13 protein-coding genes and 1 pseudogene are annotated in these 17,017 nt (G+C 69.5%); 6 read left to right on the top strand and 8 right to left on the bottom strand.

Annotation, left to right across the window (positions count from 1 at the left end; all coding sequences use genetic code 11):
* Positions 1 to 122: 122 nt before the first annotated feature.
* A complete protein-coding gene (locus QM809_RS07155; protein ID WP_415045115.1) occupies positions 123 to 1,685 on the bottom strand; it encodes a hypothetical protein in 1,563 nt (520 codons plus the stop codon).
* A gap of 199 nt (positions 1,686 to 1,884) precedes the next feature.
* Here QM809_RS07155 and QM809_RS07150 point away from each other — a divergent pair, with 199 nt between their 5' ends.
* Positions 1,885 to 2,757, top strand: a complete 873-nt coding sequence (locus QM809_RS07150) for a 1,4-dihydroxy-2-naphthoate polyprenyltransferase (protein ID WP_415045114.1) — start codon at positions 1,885 to 1,887, stop codon at positions 2,755 to 2,757.
* A gap of 49 nt (positions 2,758 to 2,806) precedes the next feature.
* Positions 2,807 to 3,559 (top strand): hypothetical protein, encoded by a 753-nt coding sequence (locus QM809_RS07145; protein ID WP_415045113.1) that lies wholly within the window; start codon positions 2,807 to 2,809, stop codon positions 3,557 to 3,559.
* Positions 3,560 to 3,926: 367 nt separating this feature from the next.
* Here the strand turns inward: QM809_RS07145 and QM809_RS07140 are convergent, their stop codons facing one another.
* Together QM809_RS07140 and fdhD are read right to left on the bottom strand one after the other, a co-directional pair.
* Positions 3,927 to 6,245, bottom strand: coding sequence for an FdhF/YdeP family oxidoreductase (locus QM809_RS07140; RefSeq protein WP_415045112.1), 2,319 nt, complete (start codon positions 6,243 to 6,245; stop codon positions 3,927 to 3,929).
* Positions 6,242 to 7,102, bottom strand: a complete 861-nt coding sequence (fdhD, locus tag QM809_RS07135; RefSeq protein WP_415045111.1) for a formate dehydrogenase accessory sulfurtransferase FdhD — start codon at positions 7,100 to 7,102, stop codon at positions 6,242 to 6,244. Before fdhD ends, QM809_RS07140 begins: the two co-directional genes overlap by 4 nt.
* 345 nt (positions 7,103 to 7,447) lie before the next feature.
* On the opposite strand from fdhD, the gene QM809_RS07130 reads away from it, so the two are divergent.
* Positions 7,448 to 8,422 (top strand): hypothetical protein, encoded by a 975-nt coding sequence (locus tag QM809_RS07130; RefSeq protein WP_415045110.1) that lies wholly within the window; start codon positions 7,448 to 7,450, stop codon positions 8,420 to 8,422.
* A gap of 460 nt (positions 8,423 to 8,882) precedes the next feature.
* Positions 8,883 to 9,536: a hypothetical protein gene (locus tag QM809_RS07125; RefSeq protein WP_415045108.1), complete on the top strand. Its 654-nt coding sequence runs from the start codon at positions 8,883 to 8,885 to the stop codon at positions 9,534 to 9,536.
* Positions 9,537 to 9,676: 140 nt separating this feature from the next.
* Here the strand turns inward: QM809_RS07125 and QM809_RS07120 are convergent, their stop codons facing one another.
* Both QM809_RS07120 and QM809_RS07115 read right to left on the bottom strand, forming a co-directional pair.
* Positions 9,677 to 10,615 (bottom strand): Clp protease N-terminal domain-containing protein, encoded by a 939-nt coding sequence (locus QM809_RS07120; protein ID WP_415045107.1) that lies wholly within the window; start codon positions 10,613 to 10,615, stop codon positions 9,677 to 9,679.
* Positions 10,608 to 10,922 (bottom strand): helix-turn-helix domain-containing protein, encoded by a 315-nt coding sequence (locus QM809_RS07115; RefSeq protein WP_415045106.1) that lies wholly within the window; start codon positions 10,920 to 10,922, stop codon positions 10,608 to 10,610. The genes QM809_RS07120 and QM809_RS07115 overlap by 8 nt, the downstream gene beginning before the upstream one ends.
* A 340-nt stretch (positions 10,923 to 11,262) precedes the next feature.
* On the opposite strand from QM809_RS07115, the gene QM809_RS07110 reads away from it, so the two are divergent.
* A complete protein-coding gene (locus tag QM809_RS07110) occupies positions 11,263 to 12,591 on the top strand; it encodes a toll/interleukin-1 receptor domain-containing protein (protein WP_415045105.1) in 1,329 nt (442 codons plus the stop codon).
* A gap of 317 nt (positions 12,592 to 12,908) precedes the next feature.
* Here QM809_RS07110 and QM809_RS07105 read toward each other — a convergent pair whose 3' ends face one another.
* The 3 genes and pseudogenes from QM809_RS07105 to QM809_RS07095 all read right to left on the bottom strand — a co-directional run bounded on the left by QM809_RS07105 (position 12,909) and on the right by QM809_RS07095 (position 16,622).
* The gene (locus QM809_RS07105; protein ID WP_415045104.1) at positions 12,909 to 14,756 is read right to left on the bottom strand and encodes an FtsX-like permease family protein; all 1,848 of its coding nucleotides are present in this window, start codon (positions 14,754 to 14,756) and stop codon (positions 12,909 to 12,911) included.
* An 869-nt stretch (positions 14,757 to 15,625) separates the two neighbouring features.
* Positions 15,626 to 16,297: pseudogene (locus QM809_RS07100) on the bottom strand (ABC transporter ATP-binding protein); the annotation flags it as partial.
* A 4-nt stretch (positions 16,298 to 16,301) separates the two neighbouring features.
* Positions 16,302 to 16,622: a DUF4229 domain-containing protein gene (locus tag QM809_RS07095; RefSeq protein ID WP_415045103.1), complete on the bottom strand. Its 321-nt coding sequence runs from the start codon at positions 16,620 to 16,622 to the stop codon at positions 16,302 to 16,304.
* A 158-nt stretch (positions 16,623 to 16,780) separates the two neighbouring features.
* Between QM809_RS07095 and QM809_RS07090 the strand changes: the two genes are divergently transcribed.
* Positions 16,781 to 16,984, top strand: a complete 204-nt coding sequence (locus tag QM809_RS07090) for a BldC family transcriptional regulator (protein WP_415045102.1) — start codon at positions 16,781 to 16,783, stop codon at positions 16,982 to 16,984.
* Positions 16,985 to 17,017 lie beyond the last annotated feature (33 nt).

Genomic DNA, 17,017 nt, shown 5'->3' with positions numbered 1-17,017 from the left:
TCGTGACGCGGTCGCCGACCTGCCGACCGTCGACCCGGGTCACCGCCGCGCGGTACGGCGCGGCCTCGCTGATCCGGCACAGCGGGGACGGTCGTCGACGTCACCGGGATCCGGAGGCGTCCTCACTCTTCGGCGCCGCCTGCCCCCACGGTCGACTTCGACTCCCCACTCGCGGCCGACCCCTCGTTCGTAGCCGACCCCTCACCACCCGCGGTCGAGTCCCCACCCGCAGTCGAGTCCCCACCCGCAGTCGAACCTCCACCCGAGGTCGAACCCCCACCCGCGGTCGAACCCTCACTCGCGGCCGATCCCCCACTCGTGGTCGTCGGCTCCGGCTCCTGATCCCCGGGGAGATCGTCGGGGAGATCGTCGGATTCGGTGCCCTGCCCCCACTTATTCGAAAACGACCACTCCTGGTTCTCCTCGGTCAGCGTATGCCTGCCCTGCTTGGGCTCCGCCGGCGGCGCCGCCGCAGGGGTCTCGGCGATCGTGTCGTCCGGTGTCGTGGTCCGACTCGCGAGACGCTCCCCGGGCTCCGGTTCGGCACTGGTCTCCTGCACCGGATCGGTGACCTTCGTCCCGCCGCGCGTGTTGTCGGCGGTGATCTCCTCCATCGGATAGAACGTCTCGGCGTAGGTGTTCCACCGTTCGAGGTCGGACTGCTCGTACTTCAGTCCGAGGCTGTCGTAGACCATCGCGTTGAGCAGCGTGAGCGGGTGATAGGTGTCGTAGACCTGGTACGTGGTGTTACCGTCCGCGCTGGTGAGCGTGCGCGGCTCGCACTTCTCGCCCGCGTTGCGGATCAGCACGACGCCCTTCGCGTTCGGCGAGCAGTCGAGGTGCCCGTAGGGACCGTCGCCGGGCGAGTGGATCGCGAGGAATCCGGCACCGTTGACCAGCAACGACGACACCGGCCGCAGATCGTTCCACTGCCAGTCGGCGGCCGGATCGCCCTGGACGATCACCGAGACCACCTTGACGTCGCCGGTGTCCTTCGGGTCCCGGGCGCCGTTGTTGTCGACACCCGCGAGTCCGAGGATCGGCGTGACCCACAGGTCGCTCAGCGGCAGGTCTTTTCCCCAGCCCTTGATCCCCCACGGGCTGCGCGGATCGGAGACCAGCAGGACGACGGTGTTCGGCCCCAGGTACTCCTTCCCCTGTTCCGCGGCGTTGCCGAGCGCCTCGGCGCCCTGCGAGAAGCCGGTGAACACCACCGGGCCGTCGTAGTAGCGCAGGGCCTCCATCACCGCGAGGTTGTTGATCTCGGCCTGCGTCCGCGACTTCCGGTAGCCCGGTGCGAGCAGTGGAATCCCGAGGGGCGCGTCGCTCTTGCCCGCGATGATCGGTCCGAACGACTCGGGGTACTTGATGTACGCGGCGTCGCGCGAGCCGACGATCGGGTCGACCCGCGGATGCAGAGCGGTGTCGTCGGTCCCCGGGGTGACGATGATGATCGCCGGCCTGCCCGAATCGTCGCCGATCACCTGCTGCAGGAAGGTGTCGAGGTCCTTCTTGTCCGCGTCGCCGGGCTTCCATTCGCGGATCGTCTCGGAGGCCTGCAGTCCGTCGAAGAGGGCGTGGCCGGCGTCGGCGGCGAAGGCCTGCGGGACGGCGGCGCCCAGGCAGATCCCGCACGCGAGGGTGGTGGCGGCGACACGGGTCCGGGTCGTCGTTCGAGGATTCATGAGAGTCCTTAGCGGCGTTCGAGGGCTGAGCCGAATCACACGACGGCACTGTCGGATTCAGCGATGCATCCAGCAGATCACCGGCCTGATCTGCACATAAGCCCCCGTTTGGGGGACCGGAGCGAAATCATCCGGACGGATGTCACCAGAACTGGGGCCAGCCACCCGTCAGCGGCCGTGCAGTGGAAAGATGACCTCCGTGGCAACAGTGAGTCAGTGGATCGAAGGCGCCCGTCCGCGCACCCTCCCCAATGCGATCGCCCCCGTCGTCGTCGGCACCGGTGCGGCCTGCTACCTCGGCGAGGTCGTGTGGTGGAAGGCCGCGCTCGCGCTCACGGTCTCGATGGCGCTGATCATCGGCGTCAACTACGCCAACGACTACTCCGACGGCATCCGCGGCACCGACGACGACCGCGTCGGCCCCCTCCGCCTGGTCGGCTCGGGTGCGGCGAGCCCGGCCGCGGTGAAGACCGCGGCCTTCGTCGCCCTCGGGATCGGCGCGGTCGCGGGCATCGCGCTCTCCCTCACCACCGCCTGGTGGCTGCTGGTGATCGGCGCCGTCTGCATCCTCGGCGCCTGGTTCTACACCGGCGGCAGCCGTCCGTACGGCTACGCCGGATACGGCGAGATCGCCGTCTTCGTGTTCTTCGGCCTGGTCGCGGTGCTCGGCACGCAGTTCACGGTGGCCGGACGAGTCGACGCCACGGGTGCGCTGTGCGCCGTCGCGATCGGCTGCTTCTCCAGCGCGGTCCTGGTGGTGAACAATCTGCGCGACATCCCCACCGACACCGAATCGGGCAAGATCACCCTGGCCGTGCGCCTCGGCGACCGGCGCACCCGGATCCTGTTCACCGCGCTGCTGTGCCTCCCGTTCGCGCTCACCGTGGCGCTCGGCGCCACGGCCACCTGGTGGGCGCTGCTCGCCCTGGTCGCGGCGCCGCTCGCCGTCGTCGCCGTGCGGCCCGTGCTCACCGGCGCGCAGGGTCGTGCGCTGATCCCGTCCCTCGCGACCACCGGATTCGCCATGCTGGTGTGGGCCGTCGTCACCGCCGTCGCGCTCGGCCTCCACTGACCCGCGGCCCCGGCCGCACCGCACGGACATTCCAGACAGGGGTACGACGATGACCTACGGACAGCGCGCCGATCCGAGCCGGATCAACCATCCCGTCGCCACCGCGGTCGGCGTGCTCGTGATGATCGCGGTGATCGTCGTCGGCATCGTGCTGTGGACGCGCGGATCGGCCCAGGCGGTCCGGATCGGCGACACCCGGCTCGCCTCCCCGGTCCCGGTCGAGGCGAAGGGCGCCCGTGTCACCGCCTCCCCGATCGAGGTCGCCGTCAGCACCGAGAGCACCGATCCGCGCACCGCCGTATCGCTGAAGATCGAGGTCCTGCGGTCGGTGACCATCGAGTCGTGCTCGGCGGCGGTGTTCCCGGAGGTGCCGGTCGAGGCGTCGTACACCGCACCGCTCCCGGTCGATCAGGCCACCGCACTGCCGAGCGTCGCGACGTCGTCGGTCCCGCTGCATCACGAGGTGCCCGCACGGGGGCGGACGCAGATGGCGTTCACCGTCGGTCCCGCCACGCAGTCGGCGGGCCGGGTGGTGGTGAGCGTGGTGCGACCCGTCGTGGTGCTGAACGACGGCGCCGAACTCGGTGTCCAGTCGATCGCCCTCGCGACCACCCCGGAGATCGTGCAGGCCTACATCGACGGCGTGCACGCCCTGGATCCGACGGCCCGCCAGGAGCAGGACCGGTGCGCCGAGACCGAACTGGCCAAGATCGACGACATCATGAACACCTCGTCGATGGAGAACGAGCCGCTCCGGGACCTCCGCCGGGTCTACTCGGTCCTGGCCGGCGGCGAGGGCTGACTCGTCCCGTGACGTAGCCGCCGGCCGAGCCCTCCCTGATCGATCTCCCTTCGCCGGCCGAGTTCCCCTCCCTCGCCGGCCGAGCTCCCCCTCGCTGGCCGAGCTCCCCCTCGCCGGCCGAGCCCTCCCTCGCTGATCGAGCCCTCCCTCGCTGATCGAGCGGAGTCGAGATCACCCGGCGCTCGAACCCCTCCGCTGATCGAGCGGAGTCGAGATCACTCGCTGCTCGATCAGTGGTCTCGACTCCGCTCGACCACCGAGGGAGAAAGCCGACCACCGAGCGAGAAAGCCGACCACCGAGGGAGAAAGCCGACCACCGAGGGAGAAGGCCGACCACCGAGGAGACCTGCCGGCGAGGAGCCGGGGTCTACGTCGGAGCGGGGTCGGATGCCGGTTCCAGCCGGATCACCACCGCCTTCGAGGCCGGGGTATTGCTCTCCAACGCCACCGAGTCCAGCGGCACCAGGACGTTCGCCTCCGGGAAGTACGCCGCCGCGCAGCCGCGCGCGGTCGGATAGGCGACGGTCCGGAGTCCGCGCAGGACCCGGTCCGGCTGCCCGGGCCACTCGCTGAACACGTCGACCCGCTGCCCGTCGGAGAAGCCCAGTTCGGCGAGGTCGTCGGGGTGCACGAACACCACCGAGCGCCCCTTCTTGATGCCCCGGTAGCGGTCGTTGAGGCTGTAGACGGTGGTGTTGAACTGGTCGTGCGAGCGCATGGTCTGCAGCAGCAGGCGGCCCGGCGGGCATCGCACCGGTTCCAGGTGGTTGACGGTGATCCGGGCCCTGCCGGTCGCGGTGTCGAAGCGTCGTTCGTCGCGGGGCCCGTTGGGCAGCACGAAACCGTCGCGGCGACGCGTCTTGGCGTTGTAGTCGGCGCAGCCGGGCACCACGCGGGCGATGTGCTCGCGGATCACGTCGTAGTCGTCGATCATCGCCTGCCAGTCGACGTCGACGTCCGGCCGGTCGAGCGCCGCGAAGGTCGCGCGGGCCAGCCCCGCGACGATCGCCGTCTCCGAGCGCACGTCGGGCGAGATCGGCGGGAGCCATCCGTGCGAGGCGTGCACCGCGCACACCGAGTCCTCCACCGTCACGTACTGCGGCCCCGACTTCTGCAGGTCCACCTCGGTGCGCCCGAGCACCGGCAGGATCAGCGCCTCCTCACCGGTGACCACGTGCGACCGGTTCAGTTTTGTCGAGAGCTGCACCGACAACCGGGTGCGGCGCATCGCGGTCTCGGCGAGTCCGGTGTCGGAGATCGCGCCGAGGAGGTTGCCGCCCAGCGCGATCCACACCTTGAGCCGCCCCTGCGCGAGCGCGCGGATGCCGTTCACCGCGTCGTATCCGTGGTCGCGCGGCGGAGCGAAGCCGAACTCCGCGCCGAGCGCGTCGAGGAAGGCGTCGGGCATCTTCTCCCAGACGCCCATCGTGCGGTCGCCCTGCACGTTGCTGTGCCCGCGGATCGGTGACGCGCCCGCACCCGGTTTCCCGATGTTCCCGCGCAACAGCAGCAGGTTGACGATCTCCTTGACGGTGTCCACGGATTTGCGGTGTTGGGTGATGCCCATCGCCCAGCAGATGATCACCCGGTCGGCGGCGAGGTAGCGTCGGGCGAGTTCGTCGATCTCGGTGGCGGGCACCGCGGTCGCCCGGGCCACCTCGTGCTCGTCGACGTCGGCGATGTGCTCGGCGAACGCCGCGAAACCGTCGCAGTGCGCGTCGAGGAACCCGTGGTCGAGCACCGTGCCGGGAGCCGCGGCCTCGGCCGCGAGCACCCGCTGCGACACCGCCTGCAGCAGCGCCATGTCGCCGCCGAGCCGGACCTGGACGAACTGGTCGGCCAGCGCGGTCGCCTTCCCGAGGTAGCCGCGCACCTTCTGCGGATCCTTGTAGCCGATCAGCCCGGCCTCCGGGAGCGTGTTCACCGCGACGATCTGCGCGCCGTGCTCCTTGGCCTCGGCCAGCGCCGTGAGCATCCGGGGATGATTGGTTCCCGGGTTCTGCCCCATCACGACGATCAGATCGGCGCGCGCGAAGTCGTCGTAGCTCACCGTCGACTTGCCGAGGCCCAGGGTCTGCGACATGGCCGTGCCGGTCGACTCGTGGCACATGTTGGAGCAGTCCGGCAGGTTGTTGGTGCCGAAGGCCCGGGCGAAGAGCTGGTAGACGAACGCCGCCTCGTTCGAGGCCCGGCCGCTGGTGTAGAAGGCGGCCTCGTTCGGATCGTCGAGCGCGGCGAGGTGCTCGGCGACCACCTCGTACGCCCGATCCCAGCCGATCGGCTCGTAGTGGTCGGACCCGGCGGCCTTGTAGACCGGTTCGGTCAGCCGCCCCTGCTGCCCCAGCCAGTACTCGCTCTTGTCCTCCAGGGAGCTCAGCGGGTGCGTCCGCCAGAAGTCGCGTTCGACGACGAGCGGCGTCGCCTCCCAGGTGACCGCCTTCGCGCCGTTCTCGCAGAACTCCGCGACCTTGCGCTTCCCCGGATCGGGCCAGGCGCAGCTCATGCAGTCGAAGCCGTCCTTGTGGTTGATCCTGGTCATCAGGCGTGCGGTGCGGACCGGTCCCATCTCGGTGAGCGCGGGCTTCATCGAGTGGTAGACGCCGCCGATCCCGGCCGCGTACCGCTTGGGTTCGCCGACCGTCATCTCGGCGTCGGAACGGTCGTCCTCGGGCGGTCGTCGCGTCACGATCCCACCGCCTCGGCCAGGGCCGGACGCGCCACCCGCTGCGCCCCGCTGTACACCACCATCGACGGCCCGCGGAGGAACCCGACCAGGGTCAGCCCCGCCTCCTCGGCCAGTTCCGCGGCCAGCGACGACGGCGCCGACACCGCCGCGAGCAGCGGGACCCCGGCCATCAGCGCCTTCTGGGTGAGCTCGAAGCTCGCGCGGCCGGACACCATCAGCACGGTCTCCCGCGCGGGCAGCAGTCCCTGCAGCAGCGCTCGGCCGAGCACCTTGTCGACGGCGTTGTGCCGTCCCACGTCTTCGCGCATCACGAGCAGGTCGCCGGTCCGGCCGTCGAACAGCGCCGCGGCGTGCAGCCCGCCCGTGCGCTCGAACACCTTCTGCCGGCGCCGCAGTTCGTCGGGGAAGCCGGCGAGGAGTTCGGGATCGATGCGCAGCGGGTCGTCGTGCACGGGGTGCCGGGTGACGGAGGTGACCGCGTCGATGCTGGTGGCTCCGCAGACCCCGCACGCGCTGGTGGTGAGGACGTTGCGTTCCAGTCCGGGTTCCGGCGCGGGGACGCCGTCGGCGAGCGTCACGTCGAGCACGTTGTAGGTGTTCTCGCCGGACTCCCCGGTCGCCCCGGCGCAGTAGCGTGCGACGGCGAGGTGGCCGGGATCGGTGATCACCCCCTCGGCGTGGAGCAGCCCGGCGACCAGCTCGACGTCGTTCCCCGGCGTCCGCATGGTGACGGTGAACGGCCGACCCCCGATCCGCAGTTCGAGTGGTTCTTCGACGGCGAGGAGGTCGGCGCGCGACCGGGCCGGATCGCCCACGGTGATCCGGGTGACGCGCCGACGCGCTGTGATGCGGGTCATGATTCCTGAGTAACACCGATCACACCGGCGCGCACCGGGGTGCCGGGTTTACGTCCGGAAGTCGGACGGTGCGAGTCGGAAGTGCCTGCGACGGCCCCCGGGTACGGCGGACGACTCGACCGGCCCCGAGGCGGTCTCTTCGGCAGAGCAGGCGGAGAAGGTCGTCGAGCACCCGCGATGGATCGTCGCTCTGCGCGATCCATCGGCGGCAGCGCCCCGGCCTGCCGGCCTCGCCGGGTTTCCGGTGATTCATCCGATCAGGTGAACTTCGGGCGAAGTGTCCTCTCCGAGGGAATCGCACTGCGATGATTCGCACACGCAGCCGCACAGGCAGGAGGATTCCCGTTGCGATTCAACCCGCCGCCGAACTGGCCTCCGCCACCGAGTCCGGAGTGGAAACCCGAACCCGGCTGGTACCCCGATCCGGCCTGGGGTCCGCCTCCTGACGGGTGGCGGCTCTGGACTCCCGAACCCGGTGACGATCCCGACGCGATCGGTCCGACGCCTCCGTTCCGCCCGGGGGAATCCGCCGAGTCGAACGGTGTCGTCGGCACCGTTCTCCGGAGTCGCCCGTGGCTTCCCCTCGGTGCGGTCGTCGGCATCGTGGTCCTCGTCGTCGCGATCTACGCGCTGATGCGAGACGACTCCTCCAATGCCCCGGTGGAACTCGCGGCCGTCACACTCGGCCCGGTCATCGAATTGACCGGCGAGTTCGGCGGTCCCGGAGTGGTCGACGAGGAATCGCAGGACGTCGGTGTCGTACCGATCGACGTCACCCTGAAGAACAACGGCGACCGACCGATCCGGGTCACCTCGATCGAGGTCGAGGTGATGCAGGGGGACCACGTCGAGCAGTGTCACCGTGGCGGCGCGGGCCCCGGCCGCATCACAGCGGACTTCACCGTCAAACTGCCTCTGGTCACCGAGAACTACACCACGCGCACGAGACTCGGACCGACCTCGTCACCCGTGGACTTCCACGTCGGCCCCAAGGACACCGATCGGATGGTGATCACCGTCGGCCCCGAGTACCAGAGCCATCTGTTCGTCGAATTGATCGCATTCAAGATCGCGCTCGCACTCGACGACGGCACCCGTCTCGGTCTGCCCTCCGTCGCGGCCGCCACCGCCGCCGAGACCGTCGACATGTACATCGGAGGCGCTCAGGGGGAGACCTCCGACAGCCTCGACCAGCACAAGAGCCGCTGCTATTCGGAGATGGGCGCGCTCTTCGACACCGCCGTCGAGCAGACCGAGTTGCAGACCGAACCGCTGAAGAATCTGAGAGACGCCTACGCGAGCACCGCGGCGAAGTCCTGACCATCGGGGCCGCCGACCGACGCCCAGCGAGATCAGCCGCCAGGGGGTGGTCTGATCAGAGGAACTTCGCAAGAAGCGGCCTCACCGACGACGCACCGCGGCGATGATTCGCGCACGCAGCCGCACGAGCAGAGGACATCCGTTGCGCTTCAACCCGCCGCCGAACTGGCCGCCGCCGCCCAGCCCGGACTGGCGACCGCCCCGGGGATGGCACCCGAATCCGGAATGGGGACCTCCGCCTCCCGACTGGCCGCTGTGGATTCGCGAATCCGGCGCCCCCGGAACACAGTCCCCGAACGGCTCGACGCAGCCCGAGCCGCCCGAACCTGCGCAGAAGCGGGGACTCGTCGCCGCCCTCCTCCGACGCCCCGTGTGGGTCGCCGCCGGCCTGCTCGCCGTCGTCGCCACGCTCGCCCTCACCCTGGTCGTCCAGAACTCCGCCGACGACTCGTCGGCCGAGGTGGAGATCGCCGCGGCGACATTCGGCGACGTCATCCAGCTCATCGGATCCGCTTCCCTCTACGGTTCCAGCAAGACCGAGCCGATATCGATCGGTGTCACGCCGATCGACCTCACCTGGAAGAACGGCGGGGGCTCGGCGCTGAAGATCACCGAGATCGTCACCACCGTCACGACGTCGGAACGGCTGAACTGGTGCCGGGGCGGTGGTTTCGGCCAGACCAAGGTGTCCGCGAGCTATTCGGTCGTGCTTCCGATCGATCAGCAGGGCCTTCCGACACTGACCACGGTGACCTCACCAGCGGATTTCACGGTCGCTCCCCGGTCGACCGACCGGATGTCGATCACCCTCGGCTATGAAGGCCAGACGTCGCTCGGAGCGCATGCGACGGTGCTCGCGGTCTCGATCACATTGAAGTCCGGTGACGGACAGAGGTTCGACGGCGGCGCGTTCGCCACCGTCGCAGCGCAACAATCAGTCGACCGACAGCGTCAAGATCTCGAGAAGGGGCCGGAGAGCAACGAACCGGATTACGTCACCTCGTGTGTCACCAAGAACCTGGCGTCCCTCAAGAAGGCATCCGAGAACGCGAAGACCTCGAAGAGCTTCGATCGGCTGCGCACAGCGTACGAAGACTTCGCATCACGCATGTGAGAATCATCGTCCCACCGCGATGGTTCCCCAGACATCCATCCGAAACCGAGGAATCCCGTCCACTCTCCCTACCTCCCCGAACCGGTCTCGATCTACCGGAACGTCACCTGACCCGGTAGATCGAGCGGCACGGCAAGAGGTCAGACGGCGGCCGGCACCTCGGGAAGCGACGCCAGCACCGCCTCGCGCAGCGCGTCGACCGTGGTCGCCGACTCGATGAGGGCCGTCGACGCCGGGTCTCCCGCGTCGAGGATGCCCAGGAGCACGTATTCGGGCCGGAGCGTGCGGTCACCGCGCTCGCGGGCCGCCGTCACGGCCGCGCGCATCGCAGTGCGGGTGGCCGACCCCATGCGGGCCCGTCCACGCCGGCCACGCGGACCGCGCCGACCGCGGCCGCCCTCCCACGGCCCCTCGCCCGCCTGCCGCGGATCGGGCCCGGCCCCGAAACCCGCCGGACCGAAACCCGCCGGTCTGAAGCCGCCCGGTCCGAAACCCGCCGGGCCGGGACCGAAGGGCCCCGCCTCTCCGGGAGCGAAACCCGGCCCGAACCCGGGGCCGAAACCTGCGCGTCCCGGACCCGCGTGGCCGTCGCCCCTGCCGTACTCGCGGCCGTGGTCGTGGTCGCCGTGACCACGGTGTCCGCGCCGGTGACCACGCTCGCCGCGGTCACCGCCTCGTCCGCGGCCCTGCGCACGACCCCGACCACGGCCGGGGCGCTCGCCCCAACCGTCGGCGAGGTCTTCGTCGAACCGCCCCCCGACCGCCTCGCGCACCTTGTCGAGGTCGATCCCGATGCTCTTCAGCGCCTCGCGATCCTCCTCATAGCGGTCCGCGGCTGAGGCGGCCTCGGCGTCGTCGGACTTCTCCGCATGTTCCTCGTGGAACCGGCGGACGGTCTCGCGCGCGGCGTCGAGCGTCAGCCCCTGCGCGCCGAGCAGCGCGAACAGCGGGCTGCGCGCATTGCCGAGCATCCCGAGGATCAGGTGGTCGTTGCCCAGACTCCGGTGTCCGAGGTCGTGGGCCTCCTGCATCGCGAACATCATCGTGATGCGGTCGTCTGTGGTGAATCGATCAGGCATCGTCGCCTTCCTTTCCGGCCTCGACGGCCGAGTCGGTACCGCGGCGTGCCGCGCGCTTGGTCGGCGCGGCGCTCTCTCGGTACGAGTGCTTCTGATGCACGGCCTGCCGGCTGATCTGCAGGATGTCGGCGATCGCCTGCCAGCTCATCCCTCGAGCGCGGGCGTTCGCCACCTGAACGTCTTCCAGCCGGTCGGCGAGAGTACGCAGGGCCCGTACTGCGGCGAGTCCGACCGCGGGGTCGCTGCTCGCAGCGGCCCCGACGACCTGGTCGCCTTCGGATTCTGTCAACATCTCGTCGTCGTGCATGGTGTCAGGTTATATTGACGATCTCGACATTGTCAATATTAATTGACAGTCCGGCCGGCGGCTGCCGCCGTCCACGTCGGTCGAACGGGTGAACCCGGGCGCAGAAACCCGGCCGATCGTGCGACAACTTGCGATACTGCGGACATCCAGCAGTCCAGCCGAGGAGCGACCGTGCGCCACGACCCGCCACCCGACCGGCCGCCTCCGCCGACGTCGGACCGGAAGCCGCCCGACACCGTGCCGTTCACGACCGATCGGTGGTTCGCCGACATCTCGGCACCCGCCCCCGCGCCCGCTTAGAATCCCCTCGCACACCTCTGCCGAACCGGAAGTCACCACGATGCGCTTCAATCCCCCGCCGGACTGGCCCGTGCCCGAGTCCGGTCAGGAGCCCCGGCCGGGCTGGACGCCTCCCGCGTCGTTTCCGCCGGTACCACCGGGCTGGCAGTTGTGGGTCGACGACGCCGTCGTCGTATCGCCGGACACGTCTTCGATGGACCCCGCATCCGACGCCTACGTGTTCGTCAGCCACTCCCGCGAAAACCGGGCGATCGCCGATCAGGTGACCACCGAGCTGCGACGACGCGGTATCCGAGTCTTCTACGCGCCGACCGACATCCAGAGCGGTGAGAACTATCAAAAGGTTCTCTATCATGCGCTGGAGTCGTGCACCCACCTGCTCATCCTGGTCTCTCGCGCCTCCCTGACCTCGGTACACGTCAGCCGCGAACTGGATCTGGCGGAGGGAAACGGGAAACAGATCATTCCGTACGATGTCGAAAAACTCGACTTCCCGGATGACTACCCGCCCGAGATGCGGTATTTCTTCCAACAGATCCAGATCAAGCAGCTCGCCGACCCGGTACGGATCGCCGCAGAGGTCGACACCACGCTGAAATCCGGGATCTCGGGACCGGCATCGAGAGGACCGAGACGAAAGACCAGTCGTCTTCCGATCTGGGCCGCCGTCGTCGCCATCATCGTCGTCCTCGGTCTGACGATCTCGCTCTACAAACTGTACGGCGACGACACCGTGCCGGTGGACCTGGAGATCTCATCGATCAATCTCGACGGTCGACAGTCGGCGGGGGCCAAGGTTCTCCGCGGAACGTCCTCGACCGACGGCACGATCGACCTGACCCCCATCGACATCACCATGCAGAACAAGGGCGACGAACCGTCGCTCATCACGCGGGTCGACGCGGAGGTGGTGTTCTTCCAGCAGTTGAAGGACTGCACCGGCACCAAGCCGGCGCCCGGGAACGCCAAGGCCGGCTATCAGATCGCGATCCCGATGCGCGACGCCTTGCCCGCGAACCGATCGATCGAGAACGAGATCCGCTTCGAGGTGAAGCCGGCCGCCGCCGACCGGATGGTCCTCACCGTGGGCCCCGACGTGCAACCGGCGTTCGCCACCGTCCCGATGGTCATGTCGGTCAAGCTGACCTTCGTGCACGACGACGACCAGCGCATGGAGATCGGCACCGTCTCGCTCGTCACCACGGTCGCCGCGGCGAACGCCCAGATCTCCGGGAATCCGTCGGCACCGGGTGTACAGGCGTGCGCCAAGGAGAACCTCACGCACCTGGACAAGATGTTCGCCATCCAGGCGACTCGCTCACGCCTCCTCGACGACCTCCGTTCGGCCTACCAGTCACAGGCCTCCTGACCGGAAGCGGCGTCGTCTGATCGAGTGAACTTCGGAGGAGTGCCCCGGAACCGACGGCGACCACCGTTCACGATTCGGGCATCCACTCGCCGAACCGGAGGATCGTCGTTGCACTACAACCCGCCCCCCCGACTGGCCACCACCTCCGTACCCGGGCCGGCAACCGCCGAACCGCGTGTCGCGGCTCCTGTTCCGTGTCGCGATCCATCCAGGAAGCGCGACACGGAACAGGAGCCGCGACACGCCGCCCGCCCACAGGCGCACCGGCCCGCAGGAGGCGGCGACCGGAAGGAATCGCGAGACCCGCCGAGGCGGGCTCACTCCGACAGGATCGACTCCGTGATGTTCATCCGCGAGGCCCGATACGCGGGCACCACCGCACCGGCCAGACACAGCGCCGACGCCACGGCGACGTACCCGATCGTCGACCACAACGGCCGATAGACGACGTCGATCGAGGTGGTCTCGGCCAGGATCGTGTCGGCGACGAAGTGCAGGCCCGAGCCCATGACCACGCCGATCAGCGCGCCGACGGACGCCACCGAGACGGCCTCGGCCATCACCATCCGCACCACGAACCGGCGCGAGGCGCCCATCGCCCGCAGCACGCCCAGTTCACGACGACGTTCCAGCACCGACAGCAGCAGCGTGTTCAGCAGGGCGATCGCGGCGGCCGCGGCGACGATCCACTGGATCGCGACGGTGAACGCCCCCGCCTGCTCGACGGTCTTCTGCGTGGACTCCAGCGCCACCTCTCCGGTGTAGACGTACACCGGTCGGGCTCCCGCGCCCGGGAACGGCGCGACGATCTCCCGCAGACGACGCTGCACGTCCGCGATGTCGGCGCCCGGCTCGGTGAACACCTGCAGGTAGGTCTCGCCGGGCCGATCGAACCATTCGGCCATGAGCTTCGCGGAGATCGCGCCGGTGCCCGAATCGATGTTCACGTAGTCGACGACGTCGCGGACGGTCAGTTCGCGGTAGCCGGTCGGGGTCGCGAACCGGAGCGTGTCGCCGACGCCGACACCGAGCGTCCGGGCCAGCACCCGCGACACCAGGATCCCGTCGCCGTCGAGCGTCTGCCGCACCGCCTCGTCGGACGCCTTCTTCATGAACGGCGCCGACGACCCGGGTTCCAGCCCCTGGATCATGGCGCGGGCCGCACCGATGTTCACCGCGGCCCACTGCCCGCCCGCCACCCGCTGCACGCCCGGGACCTGGGACACCTGTTCGGCGATCGCCGGGTTCAGCACCGGACCCACCGGGATGTCCTGGGCGCTGCGCGACGAGACGTACACGTCCGGATCGGCGAGGCCGTCGAGCGAGTTCGAGATGGAGCCGACCATGTTGCTGAGCGCGCCGGAGGTGCCGATCCCGACGGCGATGGCCACCCCGACGGTCATCACGGTGGCCCACACGCGGCGCGGCGCGCGATCGGAGTTGACCGCCGCCAGCTGCCCGGGGCCGCCCAGTCGCCGCGACACCCGGACCACGGCCCGCACCAGCGGCACCGTGATCCCGAAGCAGATCAGCAGGGCGCCGATCGAGTACACCGCCCCCGCGAGCAGGGCGCCGCGGCCCTCCACCGTCGCCGCCATCACCAGCGACCCGGCCAGGACCGCCAGGCCGCCCAGTCCCACCGTCCACAGCAGCTTCGACGACGGCGGCCGGGAGTCGGCCGCCTCGCCGGGCACCATCGCCTCGACCGGGTCCACCGCGAACACCGAGCGCGCCGCGAGCGCCGTCGCGGCCACGCAGGCGAGGACGCATGCGATCACCGCGATCGGGATCGCGAACGTCGGCAGGTGGTAGGAGACGTGCAACGACGTCGACCCCACGGTGCTCGGCAGTCTGCCCACCGCCCAGCGTCCCGCCAGGATCCCGACCGGCACCCCGATCAGGCCGCCGACCAGTCCGAACACCGCGGACTCGATCAGCAGATCGCCCACCAGGTGACGGCGCCGGGCGCCGATCGCGCGGATCATCGCCAGCGACCGCCGCCGCGACGCGACCGCCATGTTCATCGTGTTGAAGACCAGGAACGCGGCGATCACCAGCGAGACCATCGACACCAGCAGGGTCGAGTCCCGGGTCACCGCGCCGGCGACCTCGCTCTGTTTCACGCGGAACCCGGGGTCGACGACGCTCGCGCGCCCGTCCACCACCGCGGCGGTCTTCTTCTTCGAGTTCGTCGGTCGCGACGCCGTCCTTCGGCACGATCATGATCGAGTCGACGGCGCCGTCGAGCCCGGCCAGTCGCTGCGCCAGTTCCAGGTAGGCGAAGACGAAGCGGCCGTCGTTGAAGATCTTCGTGTCCGGACGATCGACGACGGCGAGCACCGTGACCTCAATGCCGCCGATACTGACCCGCTGTCCCTTCACCAGCCCCGTCCCCGCGCCGACGATCACGCCGTCGCGCAGTTTCTCGGGACTCGGCTGCCGGTTCGACGACTCCACCGCCGCCCGCAGCTGCGGCGAGAGCGCGGTGACGCGCGCATCCGAACCGAGCAGCGTGACCGGCTCGCCGTCGATCAGCACCACGCCGCGCACCAGCGGCACCACGGCCGCGGCCGCGGTCACCTCGCGCCGCAGCTCGCCGACCAGGGCGTCGTCGACGCCGGTGTCGGCGATCGCGGCCACCTCGACGGTCGCGGTCCCGGAGATCGCCTTGTTGAACTCGCGGACGGTCTCGGTCATCGAGCCGTACGCGCCGAGCACCGCGATCAGCAGCGCCGACGACACGATCACCACGATCAGCGAGGTGATCACGCGCAGCCGATGGCTCGCGAGCTCCCGGAGATTCAGGATCCGGACGCGGGTCAGCGCCGCCCCGACAGCTCCCATGTCACTCGGCCCGATGCTTGCCGCCGTCGCCGATCCGCGGGATCGGCCCGGTCATCCACACCCCGGCATCGTCGGGCGGCATGACGTTCCGCTTCGGCGTCTCCGGCAGGTCCGGGAGTTCCGGCAGGGGTTCTCGGACCTTCGGGCGCGGCGCCCGACGCGGGCTCTCCCGCGGCGTCGTCCGCCCGGGATCGAGCACCTTGCCGTCGCGCACGGTGATCACCCGGTCGCTGAAGTCCGCCGCATCGTCGGCGTGGGTCACCATCAGCACCAGGCGGTCGGGGTCGTCGTGCGCCACCTCGGCCAGCAGTTCCAGGACGTCCGCGCCGGTCTTGGAGTCCAGGTTGCCGGTGGGTTCGTCGGCCAGCAGGATCTTCGGGTCCATGATGAGCGACCGCGCGATCGCCACGCGCTGCATCTGCCCGCCGGACAGTTCCGACGGCCGGTGGTCGATCCGGTCGCCGAGTCCCACGCGTTCCATCAGTTCCACCGCACGCGGTTTGGCCCCGGCCAACGACTTGGCGTCGAGCAGCATGGGCAGCGCGACGTTCTCCCACGCCGACAGCGTCGGCACCAGGTTGAAGAACTGGAAGATGAAGCCGACGCGATGGCGGCGGAACTCCGAGGCGGCATCGTCGTCGAGCGTCGCCAGGTCCACGCCGTCGACGACGATCGTCCCCGACGTCGGGGTGTCCAGCGCCCCGAGGATGTGCAGCAGGGTCGACTTGCCCGCCCCCGACGGGCCGATCACCGAGACGAACTGCCCGCCGTCGAGGTGCAGACTCGCACCGTCGAGCGCACGGATGCGCTCCTGTCCCATCCGATACTCGCGGACCAGATCCGTGGCCTCGACGATCGCCATGGCGCTACCGGTCGTCGCCGCGCAGCCGGGACTGCAGGTCGTCGCGCTTGGCGGCGCGCTGCGCGTCGTAGTCGGCGATCTGCTGATTCACCTTCAGCCGGATCGGCTTGAACAGGACCAGCCCCAGCGGGATCGCGATCAGCACGCCGAAGGCCAGCGCCGCGACGATCCACACCTGCACGTCGAGGAGGAGACCGACACCGATGATGATCCCCGCGATCACGAACACCAGCCCCATGCGCACCACGGTGTAGAGCGCGATCCAGCCGATCAACGACCCGACCGTCACGCTCTGTTCAGTGGATTCGACCTGCTCATCCGTCATGTCCCTCAGCCTACGTCGTACCGCCGACGACACCGAAACCGAACCGGACACCGCGGACATTACCGACTCTTTACCGTTTACTGACCATTCGAGCACCTGCGTGTTCGGCGTGTATGCATGAGGTCAGTTCCGCCCAGCCCACGACCACCGGAGGACCGATGACCGTCACCGACAACGCCCCCATCACGCCGAGCATGGCGCGTCAGCACAACCTGACCCCCGGCCAGGTTGCCGAGATGTTCAATGTGAACCCCAAGACCGTCGCCCGGTGGGCCAGCACCGGTGTGCTGCCCTCGATCCGGACGCCCGGCGGGCACCGCCGCTTCCGCGAAGCGGACGTGGTCGCGCTGCTCAACCGCTGAACTCCGGGGCGTCGAGGGGTCGCCCTTCGACAC

This window comes from Gordonia sp. (in: high G+C Gram-positive bacteria) (genome assembly GCF_047600385.1).
Taxonomy (GTDB): Bacteria; Actinomycetota; Actinomycetes; order Mycobacteriales; family Mycobacteriaceae; genus Gordonia.
The sequence above is the reverse complement of the archived record's forward strand: the minus strand, read 5'-3'. Positions and strand labels throughout refer to the sequence as shown.

What these genes read in the sequence shown, in the direction of transcription:
- QM809_RS07115 (WP_415045106.1), bottom strand. Translation starts at nt 10,922, where the DNA reads ATGCACGACGACGAGATGTTGACAGAATCCGAAGGCGACCAGGTCGTC.
- QM809_RS07090 (WP_415045102.1), top strand. Translation starts at nt 16,781, where the DNA reads ATGACCGTCACCGACAACGCCCCCATCACGCCGAGCATGGCGCGTCAG.
- QM809_RS07095 (WP_415045103.1), bottom strand. Translation starts at nt 16,622, where the DNA reads ATGACGGATGAGCAGGTCGAATCCACTGAACAGAGCGTGACGGTCGGG.
- QM809_RS07155 (WP_415045115.1), bottom strand. Translation starts at nt 1,685, where the DNA reads ATGAATCCTCGAACGACGACCCGGACCCGTGTCGCCGCCACCACCCTC.
- fdhD (WP_415045111.1), bottom strand. Translation starts at nt 7,102, where the DNA reads ATGACCCGCATCACAGCGCGTCGGCGCGTCACCCGGATCACCGTGGGC.
- QM809_RS07110 (WP_415045105.1), top strand. Translation starts at nt 11,263, where the DNA reads ATGCGCTTCAATCCCCCGCCGGACTGGCCCGTGCCCGAGTCCGGTCAG.
- QM809_RS07120 (WP_415045107.1), bottom strand. Translation starts at nt 10,615, where the DNA reads ATGCCTGATCGATTCACCACAGACGACCGCATCACGATGATGTTCGCG.
- QM809_RS07145 (WP_415045113.1), top strand. Translation starts at nt 2,807, where the DNA reads ATGACCTACGGACAGCGCGCCGATCCGAGCCGGATCAACCATCCCGTC.